The organism is Bacillus sp. T17B1, assembly GCF_026796395.1.
GTDB lineage: Bacteria > Bacillota > Bacilli > Bacillales > Bacillaceae > Bacillus > Bacillus spizizenii_A.
This window is the reverse complement of sequence record NZ_JALAYA010000041.1, coordinates 1-14152: the sequence shown is the minus strand read 5'-3', so window position 1 is coordinate 14152 and position 14152 is coordinate 1. Positions and strand designations below refer to the sequence as shown.

15 protein-coding genes and 1 pseudogene are annotated in these 14152 nt (G+C 43.9%); 4 read left to right on the top strand and 12 right to left on the bottom strand.

What is annotated here, in order from left to right; genetic code table 11:
* Positions 1-110: 110 nt before the first annotated feature.
* The 4 genes and pseudogenes from MOF34_RS17350 to MOF34_RS17335 all read right to left on the bottom strand — a co-directional run bounded on the left by MOF34_RS17350 (position 111) and on the right by MOF34_RS17335 (position 4226).
* A pseudogene (locus tag MOF34_RS17350) lies at positions 111-1781 on the bottom strand (glycoside hydrolase family 13 protein).
* 123 nt (positions 1782-1904) lie between these two features.
* Positions 1905-3197: a hemolysin family protein gene (locus MOF34_RS17345; RefSeq protein ID WP_268401104.1), complete on the bottom strand. Its 1293-nt coding sequence runs from the start codon at positions 3195-3197 to the stop codon at positions 1905-1907.
* A gap of 43 nt (positions 3198-3240) precedes the next feature.
* On the bottom strand, positions 3241-3918 hold the full coding sequence (locus MOF34_RS17340) for a zinc metallopeptidase (RefSeq protein WP_003220791.1): 678 nt from the start codon (positions 3916-3918) through the stop codon (positions 3241-3243).
* Positions 3919-3962: 44 nt separating this feature from the next.
* A complete protein-coding gene (locus tag MOF34_RS17335) occupies positions 3963-4226 on the bottom strand; it encodes a hypothetical protein (protein ID WP_268401102.1) in 264 nt (87 codons plus the stop codon).
* A 46-nt stretch (positions 4227-4272) separates the two neighbouring features.
* Here MOF34_RS17335 and mstX point away from each other — a divergent pair, with 46 nt between their 5' ends.
* Entirely contained in the window at positions 4273-4605 is a 333-nt protein-coding gene (gene mstX / locus MOF34_RS17330) for a biofilm formation protein MstX (RefSeq protein WP_268401100.1), read from the top strand.
* The gene (locus MOF34_RS17325) at positions 4602-5585 is read left to right on the top strand and encodes a potassium channel family protein (protein ID WP_268401097.1); all 984 of its coding nucleotides are present in this window, start codon (positions 4602-4604) and stop codon (positions 5583-5585) included. Before mstX ends, MOF34_RS17325 begins: the two co-directional genes overlap by 4 nt.
* On the opposite strand, the gene MOF34_RS17320 is transcribed toward MOF34_RS17325, so the two are convergent.
* From MOF34_RS17320 to MOF34_RS17300, 5 genes are all read right to left on the bottom strand, one after another.
* On the bottom strand, positions 5582-5986 hold the full coding sequence (locus tag MOF34_RS17320; protein ID WP_019715528.1) for a YugN-like family protein: 405 nt from the start codon (positions 5984-5986) through the stop codon (positions 5582-5584). The two genes, MOF34_RS17325 and MOF34_RS17320, sit on opposite strands and share 4 nt — an antisense overlap.
* 60 nt (positions 5987-6046) lie before the next feature.
* Positions 6047-6418: a hypothetical protein gene (locus MOF34_RS17315; protein WP_268401094.1), complete on the bottom strand. Its 372-nt coding sequence runs from the start codon at positions 6416-6418 to the stop codon at positions 6047-6049.
* 57 nt (positions 6419-6475) lie between these two features.
* The gene (locus tag MOF34_RS17310) at positions 6476-7828 is read right to left on the bottom strand and encodes a glucose-6-phosphate isomerase (protein WP_268401093.1); all 1353 of its coding nucleotides are present in this window, start codon (positions 7826-7828) and stop codon (positions 6476-6478) included.
* A 111-nt stretch (positions 7829-7939) separates the two neighbouring features.
* Positions 7940-9112, bottom strand: a complete 1173-nt coding sequence (locus MOF34_RS17305) for an iron-containing alcohol dehydrogenase (RefSeq protein WP_268401091.1) — start codon at positions 9110-9112, stop codon at positions 7940-7942.
* A gap of 103 nt (positions 9113-9215) precedes the next feature.
* Positions 9216-10379, bottom strand: a complete 1164-nt coding sequence (locus MOF34_RS17300) for an iron-containing alcohol dehydrogenase (protein ID WP_268401089.1) — start codon at positions 10377-10379, stop codon at positions 9216-9218.
* Between the two features lie 229 nt (positions 10380-10608).
* On the opposite strand from MOF34_RS17300, the gene MOF34_RS17295 reads away from it, so the two are divergent.
* The gene (locus MOF34_RS17295) at positions 10609-10845 is read left to right on the top strand and encodes a DUF378 domain-containing protein (RefSeq protein WP_019715532.1); all 237 of its coding nucleotides are present in this window, start codon (positions 10609-10611) and stop codon (positions 10843-10845) included.
* Between the two features lie 44 nt (positions 10846-10889).
* Here the strand turns inward: MOF34_RS17295 and yugI are convergent, their stop codons facing one another.
* The 3 genes from yugI to MOF34_RS17280 all read right to left on the bottom strand — a co-directional run bounded on the left by yugI (position 10890) and on the right by MOF34_RS17280 (position 13144).
* Positions 10890-11282, bottom strand: a complete 393-nt coding sequence (gene yugI / locus MOF34_RS17290) for a S1 domain-containing post-transcriptional regulator GSP13 (RefSeq protein ID WP_003228864.1) — start codon at positions 11280-11282, stop codon at positions 10890-10892.
* A 200-nt stretch (positions 11283-11482) separates the two neighbouring features.
* Positions 11483-12643 (bottom strand): aminotransferase, encoded by a 1161-nt coding sequence (locus MOF34_RS17285; protein ID WP_268401087.1) that lies wholly within the window; start codon positions 12641-12643, stop codon positions 11483-11485.
* Positions 12644-13144: an Lrp/AsnC family transcriptional regulator gene (locus MOF34_RS17280; protein ID WP_003220765.1), complete on the bottom strand. Its 501-nt coding sequence runs from the start codon at positions 13142-13144 to the stop codon at positions 12644-12646.
* A 149-nt stretch (positions 13145-13293) separates the two neighbouring features.
* Here MOF34_RS17280 and MOF34_RS17275 point away from each other — a divergent pair, with 149 nt between their 5' ends.
* Entirely contained in the window at positions 13294-14115 is an 822-nt protein-coding gene (locus MOF34_RS17275) for an alpha/beta fold hydrolase (protein ID WP_019715534.1), read from the top strand.
* Positions 14116-14152: the final 37 nt, after the last annotated feature.

Genomic DNA, 14152 nt, shown 5'->3' with positions numbered 1-14152 from the left:
TCCTTTCATTTGTCCGCTCTTTTTGCTAATTCGTTCTGTGTTTTTATTTTCCTGTTAAACCGCTCACATAAACCTGATAAAAAATAAAATCTCCAGTCTCTGGCTGGAGTTTAGCTCCATAGATATATTCTTGCTTCATACGGCTTTAACAGTACTGATGTCATGTGCTTATGCGGCTTTGTTTCCACATTTGACAATAGGAGTGCGTCTGATGACAATAGCAAGCCGGGGTGCTTAAATAAGGCCGGCGCTCCTGTCAGATTGGCTGCAATCAGTGCAGTATGGCTATCGTTTTTCCGAAGATAAGCAAAGATTTGCTGATCTTCCGGTAAAATGAGTGTATATGTCCCATTGATCAAAACATAAAACATCGTATGTTTGGCGCAGCTTGATCAGGCTCTTGTAAAAGTGGTATACAGATGTTTTATCGTTTTTTTGCGCCTCGGCGTTCAGCCATTTGTAATTCTCATTGATTCCGATCCACGGTTCGGCCTCAGAAAATCCGGCGTATGGATTAGCATTCCATTGCATCGGCGTCCGTGAATTGTCCCTTCCCTTTTTCCAGACAATCTTCATCACGTCCTCGTGTGATGCGCCCTTCGCTGTTTCTATTTCATACAGGCGTTTCATTGCGACATCATCATAGTCCTCAATAGACGGAAATGCCACGTTTGTCATGCCGAGTTCCTGACCCTGATAAATAAACGGTGTGCCTTTCATGAGAAAATAAACAGCGGCAAGCGCTTTTGTACTTTCCTTCAGGTACACACCGTCGTCTCCCACACAGAAACAGAACGGGGCTGGTCGTGATTTTCCATAAACAAAGCATTCCAGCCGGTCCCTTCAAGACTGTCCTGCCAGTCAGTTAGAATTCGCTTGAAGGAAGCGATATTAATGCTTTCATTGATCTCTACATCCCACAGGCCGAGATGCTCAAATTGAAAAATCATGCTGAAGATGCCGTTTTTTTCTCCAGCCCAATCTGCCGCTTCCTTTGCAGCGACACCGTTTGCCTCACCGACTGTCATAATCGGATAGCGGGAAAATGTGTTTTCTTTCAGCTCTCTTAGGAAATCCATTATGCCGTCAGCATTCATATGATAGGGGAAGGAAGGAACGCAATCCAGCCCTTTTGGATTTGGCATATCGGGAAGGCCTTCTTTTTTCTTTATATGCGTAATGGCATCCACCCGAAATCCGTCAATTCCTTTATCAAGCCACCAATTCATCATGTCGTAAACGGCATTTCTCACCTTTTCATTCTCCCAATTCAAATCAGGCTGTTTTTTATCAAAAAGGTGGAGATAATACTGGCTGGTCTCTTGATCATACTGCCATGCCGGCCCGCCGAAAATGCTTTCCCAATTGTTCGGCGCTTTTCCGTTTTTGCCGTCCTTCCAAATATACCAGTCACGCTTTGCGGAGTGTATGGATGAACGGGATTCAATAAACCATGGATGTTCGTCGCTTGTATGGTTTACGACAAGATCCATAATCAGCTTCATGCCCAGCTCATGAATGTCACCAAGCAGCTGGTCGAAATCCGGCATGGTGCCGAAATCGCTTAATATGTTTTGATAATCCTTGATATCATAGCCGTTATCAGCATTAGGCGAATCATACAGCGGGCAAATCCAGATGACGTCAGCTCCCAGCTCTTTTATGTAATCAAGCTTGGATCTGATTCCTTGAATATCCCCGATTCCATCCCCATTTGAATCTTTAAAACTGCGGGGATAAATTTGGTAGACAACCGATTCCTTCCACCAAGCCTTATTCATACAGCCACTCCCTTCTAAGTGTCCGTCTATATATCTTATGTAGAAAAAAGGCTTTACAGCATTGCTTTTTCCGAAAACCGCCAGCCGTCATAAAAAAACAGCCGTTCAATCTCCGGCTGCTTTTTATAAAAAATCGGTTTTTTTAATTTCTACAAAACGGATATGATGATCTTCGGCGTCGAGGATTTTAAATTCACACCCCTCGGCGTGAATCACATCTCCTGCTTTCAGCTCCATTTTTTGCGTCAGGAGCCAGCCTGCAATCGTATCAATTTCTTCGTTTTCAATCGCAATGTCGAACAGATCGTTTACTTCGTCTATTAACGCTTTTCCATCCATCACATAATGATGCTCGCCTTTTTTCAAAATATGCGGCGTTTCATCCTGATCATATTCATCGCGGATTTCCCCGACGATTTCCTCGATAATATCCTCGACAGTGACAAGCCCCGCTGTCCCCCCGTATTCATCTACGAGAATGGCCATGTGAATCCGCTCCTTCTGCATGCGAATCAAAAGCTGCTGAACAGGGATGCTTTCAATGACTCTGATGACGGGCCTCATAATCTGCTTCAGCTTAATCGGCTGTCCGAGAAAATAAGCTTTAAACATATCTTTGCTGTTGATGATCCCTAAAATATGATCCTTGTCTTCTTTAATAACAGGGTAACGTGTATACCGTTCATTAATGATGTGATGAATCGCTTCTTCTAGCGACTGCTCCAGAGAGATGACCGCAATTTCTGTCCGCGGAATCATAATCTCTCTTGCTACACGGTTGTCGAATTCAAAAATCTTATTCACATAGCGGAACTCAGACTGATTGATTTCTCCCTTTTCATAGCTTTCTGAAAGGATCAGCCTCAGTTCCTCCTCGCTTATGACAACCTCATGCTCCTTCACTGAATGAAAGCCAAACAATTTCACAAGAAAACTTGCAGAGCCGTTCAATGCTTTAATAAACGGATACGTGATTTTATAAAACCAGATCAGCGGCTTTGCAATCCATAAACTGACAGCTTCAGCCTTTTGAATGGAAACCGTTTTCGGAGCAAGCTCACCCATTACCACATGCAAAAAAGTGACGATGATAAATGCAATTACAAATGTGACAATGTGGTTAAACGGTTCCGGTATGCCTGCCGCTGTAAATAAGGGATGAAGAATGCGTTCAAATGTAGGCTCACCAAGCCATCCAAGGCCGAGGGCTGTAATTGTAATCCCGAGCTGGCAGGCTGATAAATACTCGTCAAGATTGGAGATGATTTTATGTGCGGCAAGCGCCCGGCTGTCTCCGCTTTCGATGAGCTGATTGATTTTTGAACCTCTGATTTTGACGATTGCAAATTCCGCTGCAACGAAAACAGCCGTAATGCCAATCAAAACAAAAATGGCGATCAATTGTAATATAAGCAAAAAAAACCCTTACCATAAATGGTAAGGGGCCACCTCCTTAACGTTAATTCTCATTACGACCGTTTAAGAAGATCATCACAAAGCGAAGAAGTTCAAACAGGGAAACCAGGGCGGCGGCCACATACGTTAAGGCGGCGGCGCTCAGCACTTTATTTACCCCATTCTCTTCATTATTCCTGATGAATCCTTCTGACACAATAATTTGCTTCGCGCGTGAACTTGCATTGAATTCGACAGGCAGTGTAATCAGCTGGAAAAAGACAGCAGCTGAAAATAAAATGATGCCAAGCCCGATCAAATTCAGGCTGCCGAGAAGCATGCCCCCTAAGAAAAGCATAGGAGCTACACCGGATGCAAAATTCACGACTGGGAAGATTTTATGTCTCAGCACAAGCGCACCATATGACTCCTGATGCTGCAAGGCATGTCCGACTTCATGGGAAGCTACGGAGATGGCGGAAATTGAGCGGCCATAATAAACCGGCTCAGATAAACGCACCACCCGTCTTGTCGGGTCGTAATGGTCTGTTAAAGTGCCTCTTACCGGTTCGACCGGCACGTCGTAAAGACCGTTTATATCTAAAATCCGTCTTGCCGTTTCTGCCCCTGTACGTCCGCTTGAGGCTTCCACTTTTGAATATTTTTCAAAGTTGCTCTTCACTTTAAATTGTGCCCAAAACGACAATCCCAATGCGGCTATTGTTAAAAATATAAACAGCATTTTTCATCATCCTTTTTCCATAATCAAATCTCTCTTTATTACAATTATTTTAATGAGTTTTCTTTCTCGTGTACAGAAAAGCGCTTTTTTTTCCTGCTCGGTGCACACATTCCAATCAGCAGAAAGACAAATCCTGCTGAAAACAAATAAAAGGCAAAGCTGCCGACAAGCTCTTTTAGAAAACGAAGCCAGGAGAAGCTGCCGGAAAAGTGATTATATGAATTCAAATCGAAAATAAACAAAATCACCGCGGATGCCGCCAGCTGCGTACCAATCAAAACCACGATCGTTCTTTGTATGACCGTCATCTATTTTCATCCTTTTTGTTTTAGTTTATGGAGAAATCCGTTTTATATGTTTTGTTCATTTTTTGAAAAACATCACCGTAAGTGGGACATACTGTTAGAAAAAAGCACGGGTGTGATGGAAGCCATGAAAGTGACGAGTGAGGAAAAGGAACAGCTGAGCACAGCAATCGACCGAATGAATGAAGGTCTGGACGCATTTATTCAGCTTTATAACGAATCGGAAATCGATGAGCCTCTTATTCAGCTTGATGATGATACCGCCGATTTAATAAAGCAGGCGCGAGATATGTACGGCCAGGAGAAGCTAAACGAGAAATTAAATACGATTATTAAACAGATTTTATCCATCTCATTATCTGAAGAAGGAGAAAAAGAATGAAAACAAATCGGATATTTATTTCATGGCTCAAGTGGCCGTTATTTATCCGAATCGGGGTTATTATTTTATTTCTGATTCTTTTGTTTGGCCAAATTATTTATATTCTTGAGCCGAAGCAGTTCACTTCGGTTTTTGAGGGCATTTGGTGGGCTGTCGTTACCGTTTCGACAGTCGGCTATGGAGATTATGTGCCGCACACGCCGCTGGGACAGGTGGCGGGGATACTGCTGATTTTGAGCGGAGCAAGCTTTGTCACTGCATATTTCGCCACATTATCAGCGGCCGCATTCAGCAGGCAGCACCGCTACATCGAAGGAAAAGTCGCTTACAAAGGGCGCGGCCACATCATTCTGATCGGGTGGAATGAAAAAACAAATCGGCTGCTGAAGGACCTGCAGCTTACGGCTCCTTCCAAAACGGTTGTACTGATTGATGAATCTTTAAAAGAAGGCCCGCTTATTGAAAACGTCCATTTCATACGCGGACACGCTGCCGAAGATGAGACACTCAAACGGGCCAATATTACTGAAGCGGAATCAGTGATGATTACAGCCGATCAGTATAAAAGTGAAGCTGAAGCAGATATGCTGTCAGTGCTGATTCTTTTATCAGTTAAAGGGCTTAACCCCCTTGCTTATTGCATCGTCGAGATTTTGACTGACCGGTTTGTCACAAATGCGGAGCGGGCAGGCGCTAATCAAATTATCGGTACTTCAGAATTTATCAGCCGGGCTATGCTTCAGCATTACCAAATCAAAGTACGGCCGTCTAAGCAGAACGAAATCACACTGACGCTTGATCAGCAAGTGAAGCTTCTTCCTGTTCCTGACGATCTAAGGGGAGCCGCTTACAAAACGTGTATCCTCTATTTTCTTGATCACAACACGACTATTATCGGCGTACAAAAAGAGGAAGGGCCCATGCTTTCCCCTCCTCTCACATACAAAGTGCTCGAAACAGATTATTTCCTTGTGGTCTAATGCAGCAGTACATCCTCCAATTCTTTCACAAGGGAGGCGCCGATGTCCAAATACGCTGGATCAATTTCCGCGTCTCGCCTTTCCGGCTCGGAAAATTGATTAAAGAGTGATTGGAAAGGACCTCCCTCGGCATCATCGTCAAGACCTGCCTGGAACACCTGCCTCAGCATAAACGGCGTTCCGATCCGGACGGCCGCACCGCGTTCATCGAGACTGCCTTTTACCGCATTGACTGGAATCCTTAAAAACAAATAGCCATTTGTATCATCAATTTTATAATCAAAGAAGCCGTGATCGTATTCCCAGCCGCCGTTTATCACATAACCGAGCGGCTTCATTATTTGTTCCAATTCTTGAAGCAGAAAAGACTGCCCATCTATCGCGGAAGGTATTGTAATCATCAAAAATGCCCCTTTTTCACTTATCCTGTCCTGCCGAACAAGACTTCATTCAGAGACGCACTACATGGAAATCGTTGTTTCTTTCGTACGGCTAACAGAAAAGAAAGCGCATTCAATTAAAAGGTAAACAGCCATTGCCGCCGCAAGCCCTGCAGCAGATTCCCACGAAACATAAACAACTGCGGCATAGAGTCCTAATTTAGTGAAAAGCGCATGAGATCGTTTTAACTGCATCATCCGGTGTACCGCATCGGTAAAAAGCGCAAGCGGCAAAGCAATAAGAAGAAAGGCGTGGATGAAAAAGTGTGATAACGTGCTGCCAAAGCTTGAAGAAAACTCTGTATACACGGCATCAAAGGAGATGAGGATACTTAGAATAGCCGCAGAAAAACTGGCAATGATGAGATGTTTAACCATTTGTTTCATGAACATCAGCACCTTTCTATTTTATAAAAAGCCGACCGGCAAATGCCAGTCAGCTTTCTCACATTAATCTTCCAGACGTTTTTCAAGCTCTGCTTTTTTCTCTTCAAAGCCAGGTTTGCCAAGCAATGCAAACATATTGACTTTATATGCCTCTACTCCAGGCTGGTCAAACGGATTGACGCCCAGAAGATAGCCGCTCATCGCGCAGGCTTTTTCGAAGAAGTATACAAGGTATCCAAAAGTATATGCATTCAGCTCAGGAATGTTGACGATTAAGTTCGGAACATTTCCGTCCGTATGTGCAAGCATTGTGCCCTGGAAAGCTTTCTTGTTAACGAAATCTACTGTTTTTTCAGCTAAATAGTTTAAGCCGTCAAGATCGTTATCCGCTTCTTCGATTGTCAGTTCATGTTTAGGTTTCTCTACATTCAGTACCGTTTCGAATAAATCTCTTCGGCCTTCTTGTACATACTGGCCTAATGAATGAAGGTCTGTTGAATAGTTAGCTGAAGAAGGATAAATGCCCTTCTCATCTTTCCCTTCACTTTCTCCGAACAGCTGCTTCCACCATTCTGCGAAGTATTGAAGCGCCGGTTCGTAGTTGATCAGCATTTCAATTGTTTTGCCCTTATTATAAAGCACATTGCGAACGACCGCATATTGGTATGCAGGGTTTTCTTCTAATTCCGATGTGGCAAAATCTCTGCTCGCATCCAGTGCGCCTTTCATCATCTCGTCAATGTTGACGCCGCTTACAGCGATCGGCAAGAGGCCTACAGCTGTTAATACAGAATAACGGCCGCCAACGTCATCAGGGATGACAAATGATTCGAAGCCTTCTTCGTTAGATAGCGTTTTTAATGCGCCGCGCTCTTTATCAGTTGTTGCGTAAATCCGCGCTTTCGCTTCTTCTTTGCCGTATTTCTCTTCAAGAAGCTTGCGAAAAATGCGGAAAGCGATTGCAGGTTCAGTTGTCGTGCCTGATTTAGAAATCACATTAATAGAGAAGTCAACATCTTCAAGAAGATCCATGACATCTCTCATATAAGATGAGCTGATGTTATTTCCGATGAAAATAACTTGCGGATTGCCGCGTTTTGCTTTTGGCAAAGTATTATAAAACGCGTGATTAAGCGCTTCAATCGCAGCCCGCGCCCCAAGGTAAGAACCGCCGATGCCGACAACAAGCAATACATCAGAATCAGATTTGATTTTTTCCGCGCTTTTTTTAATGCGCGCGAATTCTTCTTTATCATAATGTTCAGGGAGGTCCACCCAGCCTAGAAAATCGCTGCCAGCGCCTGTTTTTTCATGAATATTATGGTGTGCTGTTTTTACAAAGTCCCGCAGGTATGTAAGTTCATGTTCGTTGAAGAAAGTCAACGCTTTTGAGTAGTCAAAGCGTACATGCGTCATTGCTTGTCCCTCCATAACGGTATAATGTTTTCATCTTTCACTTTATATGAACTTATCTGTGAAATCAAGTCAGGATAAAAGGGCGGAATGACTGGGTTCCGCCCTCTGGGTTTATAGAGACGCGCGAAGGATGGCAAGCACGTCATCTTTGTTCAGTTTTTGGAAGTTGCCGAAGCCGCCGTGTTCCATTTCTTTGGCTGCGATATCAGCAATCAGCTCTAGCTTTTCTTCTCCGATATTATAATCGGCAAGTCGGGAAGGCGCGCCGAGGCTTGTCCAGAATGCAGACAGCTTATCGATGCCTTCAAGCGCAATTTCTTTATCTGTTTTGCCTTCAGTATCAATGTCAAACATGTTTATCATGAGGTTTTTAAAGCGGCCGACATTTGTATCAAGCGTGTGTCTCATCCAGTTCGGGAACAGAATCGCAAGTCCGCCTGCATGCGGAATATCATAAACAGCTGATACGGCATGCTCCATAGTGTGAGAAGCCCAGTCGCCGAAGTAACCCATTTGAAGCGTGCCATTCAGAGCGATTGTGCCTGCATATAAAATCGTTTCACGATGTTTGTAATTTTCCAGATCCTCCAATAGTTTTGGAGCTGTTTCAATTACCGTCTGCAGAACAGCAAAACACATTCTGTCTTGCAGCGGCGTATTTTCGACATTATGGAAGTACTGTTCAAATACGTGGCTCATCATGTCAACCATGCCGTATACTGTTTGATTTTCTGGGACAGTGAACGTGTTTTCAGGATCTAAAATCGAAAAGCGCGGATGAGTCACATTGCTGCCCCATACATATTTCTCGTTTGTTTCCCAATTTGTAATCACGGAATCAGGGTTCATTTCAGAGCCTGTCGCAGCAAGAGTTAAAACAGTACCGAACGGCATCGCATCTTCTGCTGTTACTTTTTTGCTGAAAATATCCCAAGCGTCGCCGTCGTATTTAACGCCGGCAGCAATTGCTTTTGTGCAGTCAATGACACTTCCGCCGCCGACAGCAAGCAGAAAATCAATGTAATGCTCTCTGCATATGGCTATGCCTTTTTCCACTGTTGCAAGACGCGGGTTCGGCTCTACACCTGCCAGTTCATGAACTACAGCGCTTTCATCTTTTAAAATGCCTGTAACTTGATCATAGAGACCGTTGCGCTTAATGCTGCCGCCGCCGTAAACAAGCAGCACCTTCTTGCCGTATTGTTTTAATTCTTTTCTTAAGTGTTCAATCTGACCTTTCCCGAAGATCAGCTTCGTCGGGTTGTAATAAGTGAAATTTTCCATAGTAGAACCTCCAAATGATGTTGCTGGCAAAAAACAGATTTCCCATTGTAACATAAGCAGACAAAAAGAAAAAGGGAAGCAGCCAACGGCTGTTTCCCTTTTTTTATAGAGATGCTTTCAAAATGTCAAGCACATCTTCTTTATTGAGTGATTTAAATTGGCCGAATGTACCGTTAGCCATAGCCTTTTCAGCAATGGTATCAAGCTGCTCATCATTGATATCATAATCAGCAAGACGGTTAGGAGCGCCAAGGCTTGTCCAGAACGCAGACAGCTTATCAATACCTTCAAGTGCGATTTCCTCATCTGTTTTACCAGCTTCTTCCACTCCAAACACACGAACTGCAAGCTGTTTCATGCGGGCAGGGTTTTCAGACAATGTGTGTCTCATCCAGTTCGGGAACAGAATCGCCAGTCCACCGGCATGAGGAATATCATAAACGGCTGATACTGCATGTTCAATATTATGAGTTGCCCAATCTCCTCTTGCACCCATAGAAAGCATGCCGTTTAATGCAATTGTTCCTGTGTACAGGATCGTCTCACGCAATTCGTAATTTTCGAGATCATCGATCAGCTTAGGCGCTGTTTCAATGACTGTGCGCAGAAGTGACTCGCACATACGATCCTGATACGGCGTGTTTGATACATGATGGAAGTATTGTTCGAATACGTGGCTCATCATGTCAACCATACCGTAGATCGTGTGATTTTTAGGAACGGTGAATGTATTTACCGGATCAAGAATCGAGAATTTAGGGAATACAAGCGGGCTGCCCCAGCCATATTTTTCTTTTGTTTCCCAATTTGTAATAACCGAGCCTGAGTTCATTTCAGAACCAGTTGCGGCGAGAGTCAATACAGTTCCGAATGGCAAAGCATCCTTAGGCTGATGTTTTTTCGTGACGATATCCCACGCATCACCATCATACTTCGCTCCTGCGGCAATCGCTTTTGTACAGTCGATGACACTTCCACCGCCGACAGCGAGCAAGAAATCAATGTTATGTTCTTTGCAGATGGCAACACCTTTATTAACAGTCGACACACGCGGATTCGGTTCTACACCTGCTAATTCATGTGTGGTCACTCCGGCTTTATTTAGCTGTTCAATCACTTGATCATACAGACCGCTGCGTTTAATGCTTCCGCCTCCGTAGACAAGCAATACGTTTTTCCCGTATGATTTGAGTTCCTCCGGCAGTCTTTCCACTTCTCCGCGCCCGAAAATTAATTTGGTCGGATTCCAGTATGTAAAGTTTTGCATGACATCTCCTCCTTAGATTTTTATTATGCAGAATGTCCTCACTACATGTAAAGCAATCAGCTCTCACAGGCCAACATATCGCTTGGTTTTATATGGATAGACGCTGGGAAAGAAACAGATACAGGTGAGGGCAGACCAGTTTCCCTCAATATGGAGAATGCATGTATAGATTCTCCAATATGTCACAATCTATAACTGTTTTAATAATTCATGAAGGAGGTTGCAAAACATGAGCACCATTCAAAGAATTTGTCTTGCTTTAACGATTATTGGCGCTATTAACTGGGGACTGATCGGATTTTTCCAATTTGACTTAGTAGCGGCCATCTTCGGCGGCCAAGGGTCAGCTCTTTCCCGCATCATCTACGGACTTGTCGGAATCGCCGGATTAATCAACCTCGGTCTGCTGTTTAAACCAAACGAGGAAAGATCCCGTGAAGAGGCAGCAAATCCTGAAATGCGATAGGATAAAAAAGCACCGGACATCCCTGTCCGGTGCTTTTTTCATGCTTATTTTTTGATAAGGTCTTTGCGGTTGGACATTTCAATCCACTCTTCAAGCTTATCTTTTAATGTGTTGAAACCTTGTGGTGTAGAAGCTTCTTCACTTACTTGCGCAGCTTTAGGTTTTCTTGGTTTGCTTTCTTTTTTCTCTGGCGCGGCTTGTGTCGCACGAATTGAAAGGCTGATTTTTCCTTTTTCTTCATCAACAGCAAGTACTTTTACTTGTACTTCGTCGCCAACTGAAAGGTGCTCGTTGATATCTTTTACGAAACCGTGAGTCACTTCAGAAATGTGTACTAAACCTTGAGTTTCTTCATCTAATGCAACAAACGCACCATACGCTTGTAATCCTGTAACTTTACCAGTGTAAACACTGCCCACTTCAAATTTTGCTGCCATTCATAACAACTCCTAAGTTAAATTAAATATCTGTTTATACGCAATTTAAAATTATATCACACATGTCTAATTTCCGCAAAGAAAACTTTTTATTAAGAAATCAGGTTTATACACAGCAAAAAGGGGGTAACCTGAAAATACTAAAGGCTTTCTAGTATTCCCCCTTTTATTGGATGCGAACAAAAGGTTCGTATCTTTTTTTATGTTGTTTTATGCAGGAAGCGTTTCATTCTGACTAACGCTTCTTGAAGCTGCTCGATCGAGGTTGCGTATGAACAGCGAATATACCCTTCACCGCTCGGACCAAACACACTTCCCGGAACAACAGCCACTTTTTCCTGCGTCAGAAGCTCTTCGGCAAACTGCTCCGAGCTCATTCCCGTGCTTTTGATGGATGGAAAAGCATAGAAAGCGCCGCCTGGATGATGACAGCTGAGGCCGATTTCATTGAGCGTTTCCACAAATAAATTCCGCCTTCTCCGGTAGCTTTTTTTCATTTTTTCTACATCTTCTATGCCGTTCTTCAAGCCTTCAAGGGCGGCAAACTGCGCCATTGCCGGCGCGCACATCATCGCATACTGGTGAATTTTAAGCATTGCATCCCGAAGCAAAGGTGGTGCTGCGGCAAAACCGAGCCTCCAGCCCGTCATCGCAAACGCTTTTGAAAAGCCTGAGATGACAACCGTCCGTTCCTTCATTCCCGGTAATGCCGCTATGCTTGTAAATTCCTCATCATATGTCAGCTCCGCGTAGATTTCGTCGGCTAAGACGATGACATCATGTTTTTTGGCAAACTCAGCAATCTCATTCAGCTCTTCCTTTGTATAAACTGAACCTGTCGGATTCGAAGGCGAGCAGATGAGAATGGCTTTTGTTTTTTCAGTGACTACCGCTTCAAAATCCGCAGCCGTTGCTTTAAACCCTTTGTCTGCCGTTGTATGAACGTGAACCGGGATACCCCCTGCCAAAGAAACAAGCGCATCGTACGCCACAAAACACGGCTCAGGAATGATGACTTCCTCACCTGGATTCACAATGGCGCGGATCGCAATATCCAAAGCCTGACTTGCCCCTACTGTCACAATCAGCTCATTGTCTGGCGAGTAGCTAAGGTCAAACCTGCTGCTCAAATAACGGCTGATTTCTTCACGCAAAGAGTATAAGCCGGCATTTGCCGTGTATGACGTATATCCTTGTTCAAGGGAGAGGATGCTTGCTTCTCGGACATTCCATGCGGTAACAAAATCAGGTTCGCCGACGCCTAAAGAAATGACGCCTTCCATCGTTGCCGCCAGATCAAAGAATTTGCGGATGCCGGACGGCTTTATTTGTTGTACATAATCAGATAAATAAGAAGTCATTTACGGTGACACCACAATTCTTTTGTCGTCGTCTCCTGTTTCAAACACTTTGCCGTCATGCTTGTATTTTTTCAGGATAAAATGGGTTGTCGTAGAGACAACTGAATCAAGCGTGGATAGTTTATCTGAAACAAACCGCGCTACGTCAGACATTGAATTGCCGCGAATCACGACAGACAAATCGTACACTCCTGACATCAGGTAAACTGATTCAACCTCTTGGAACCGGTAGATCCGTTCTGCCACTTCATCAAAACCGACTCCCCGCTTCGGCGTTACTTTCACGTCAATCATGGCTGTGACCCCTTCATGTCCGTCGACTTTTCGCCAGTCAATCATAGCAGAATAATCAATGATAACCTTTTCTTTTTCCAGCTTGTCAATAATAGTTTGGACTTCATTTACAGGGATACCCGCCATCTTTGCGATTGTTTCTAAATCGGCGCGGCTGTTTTCGTCTAAAATTTCTAATATTTCTGTTTCTTTTTCTGTCAATTTCATTCGATTCACACCTTTGCAATGTCAAGAAATCTCATGACATTATATCACGTTTTTTGACGAATGCTAAGAAAAAAACGAGGAGAAACTTCCGCTAGAATTGACAATTTCAGGGCACAATACAGACATCACATGAAAGGAAGTGACATAGAATGGAGGCGGTTTCACCAACAAGGCGGCTAACAGTCGATGGCGTAAATGTATATTACGAACATTATCAAAATCCGGGCAGGCAAACGCTGGTTTGCATACACGGTTTTTTATCGTCTGCTTTCAGCTTCAGAAAAGTCATCCCTCTCCTTCAGGACAGGTACGACATCATCGCGCTTGATTTGCCTCCTTTCGGCCAATCTGAAAAATCAAGAACATTTATCTATACCTATCAAAACCTCGCAAAGCTTGTCATCGGGATTTTGGAACACTTGCAAGTCAAGCAGGCTGCGCTTGTCGGCCATTCTATGGGCGGACAGATTTCGCTGGCTGCTGCTCTCCAAAAGCCGGAGCTTTTTTCAAGGATTGTGCTGCTTTGCAGTTCAGGGTATTTAAAACGTTCGCACCCATCGATCATTTTCGGGACCCATCTTCCGTATTTTCATCTTTATGTCAAGCGCTGGCTCTCGAAAGAAGGCGTAATGAAAAATTTGCTAAATGTTGTGCATGACAAATCACTGATCGATGAAGAGATGATTGACGGCTATGGCAGGCCGTTTCAAGACGAGCAGATTTTCAAAGCCATGACAAGGTTTATCCGCCATAGAGAAGGAGATTTAGGTCCCGAGCAGTTACAGAAAATGAACAAGCCTGCTTTATTGATTTGGGGCGAGGAGGACCGAATCGTCCCTTTGGAGATTGGTAAACGGCTGCACGGAGATTTGCCCGATTCCGTGCTGTACTCACTCGATCAGACTGGACATCTGGTGCCTGAGGAACGGCCTGAACTCGTTTCCGAACACATTGCAGAGTTTATCAAATAACAAAAAACCGGTGCAGTGATATTATCCCCTCTAAGTA

What these genes read in the sequence shown, in the direction of transcription:
- MOF34_RS17315 (WP_268401094.1), bottom strand. Translation starts at nt 6,418, where the DNA reads ATGTTCATGAAACAAATGGTTAAACATCTCATCATTGCCAGTTTTTCT.
- MOF34_RS17320 (WP_019715528.1), bottom strand. Translation starts at nt 5,986, where the DNA reads ATGATTACAATACCTTCCGCGATAGATGGGCAGTCTTTTCTGCTTCAA.
- MOF34_RS17335 (WP_268401102.1), bottom strand. Translation starts at nt 4,226, where the DNA reads ATGACGGTCATACAAAGAACGATCGTGGTTTTGATTGGTACGCAGCTG.
- yugI (WP_003228864.1), bottom strand. Translation starts at nt 11,282, where the DNA reads ATGGCAGCAAAATTTGAAGTGGGCAGTGTTTACACTGGTAAAGTTACA.
- mstX (WP_268401100.1), top strand. Translation starts at nt 4,273, where the DNA reads ATGTTTTGTTCATTTTTTGAAAAACATCACCGTAAGTGGGACATACTG.
- MOF34_RS17325 (WP_268401097.1), top strand. Translation starts at nt 4,602, where the DNA reads ATGAAAACAAATCGGATATTTATTTCATGGCTCAAGTGGCCGTTATTT.
- MOF34_RS17340 (WP_003220791.1), bottom strand. Translation starts at nt 3,918, where the DNA reads ATGCTGTTTATATTTTTAACAATAGCCGCATTGGGATTGTCGTTTTGG.
- MOF34_RS17305 (WP_268401091.1), bottom strand. Translation starts at nt 9,112, where the DNA reads ATGGAAAATTTCACTTATTACAACCCGACGAAGCTGATCTTCGGGAAA.
- MOF34_RS17300 (WP_268401089.1), bottom strand. Translation starts at nt 10,379, where the DNA reads ATGCAAAACTTTACATACTGGAATCCGACCAAATTAATTTTCGGGCGC.
- MOF34_RS17280 (WP_003220765.1), bottom strand. Translation starts at nt 13,144, where the DNA reads ATGAAATTGACAGAAAAAGAAACAGAAATATTAGAAATTTTAGACGAA.
- MOF34_RS17275 (WP_019715534.1), top strand. Translation starts at nt 13,294, where the DNA reads ATGGAGGCGGTTTCACCAACAAGGCGGCTAACAGTCGATGGCGTAAAT.
- MOF34_RS17310 (WP_268401093.1), bottom strand. Translation starts at nt 7,828, where the DNA reads ATGACGCATGTACGCTTTGACTACTCAAAAGCGTTGACTTTCTTCAAC.
- MOF34_RS17285 (WP_268401087.1), bottom strand. Translation starts at nt 12,643, where the DNA reads ATGACTTCTTATTTATCTGATTATGTACAACAAATAAAGCCGTCCGGC.
- MOF34_RS17295 (WP_019715532.1), top strand. Translation starts at nt 10,609, where the DNA reads ATGAGCACCATTCAAAGAATTTGTCTTGCTTTAACGATTATTGGCGCT.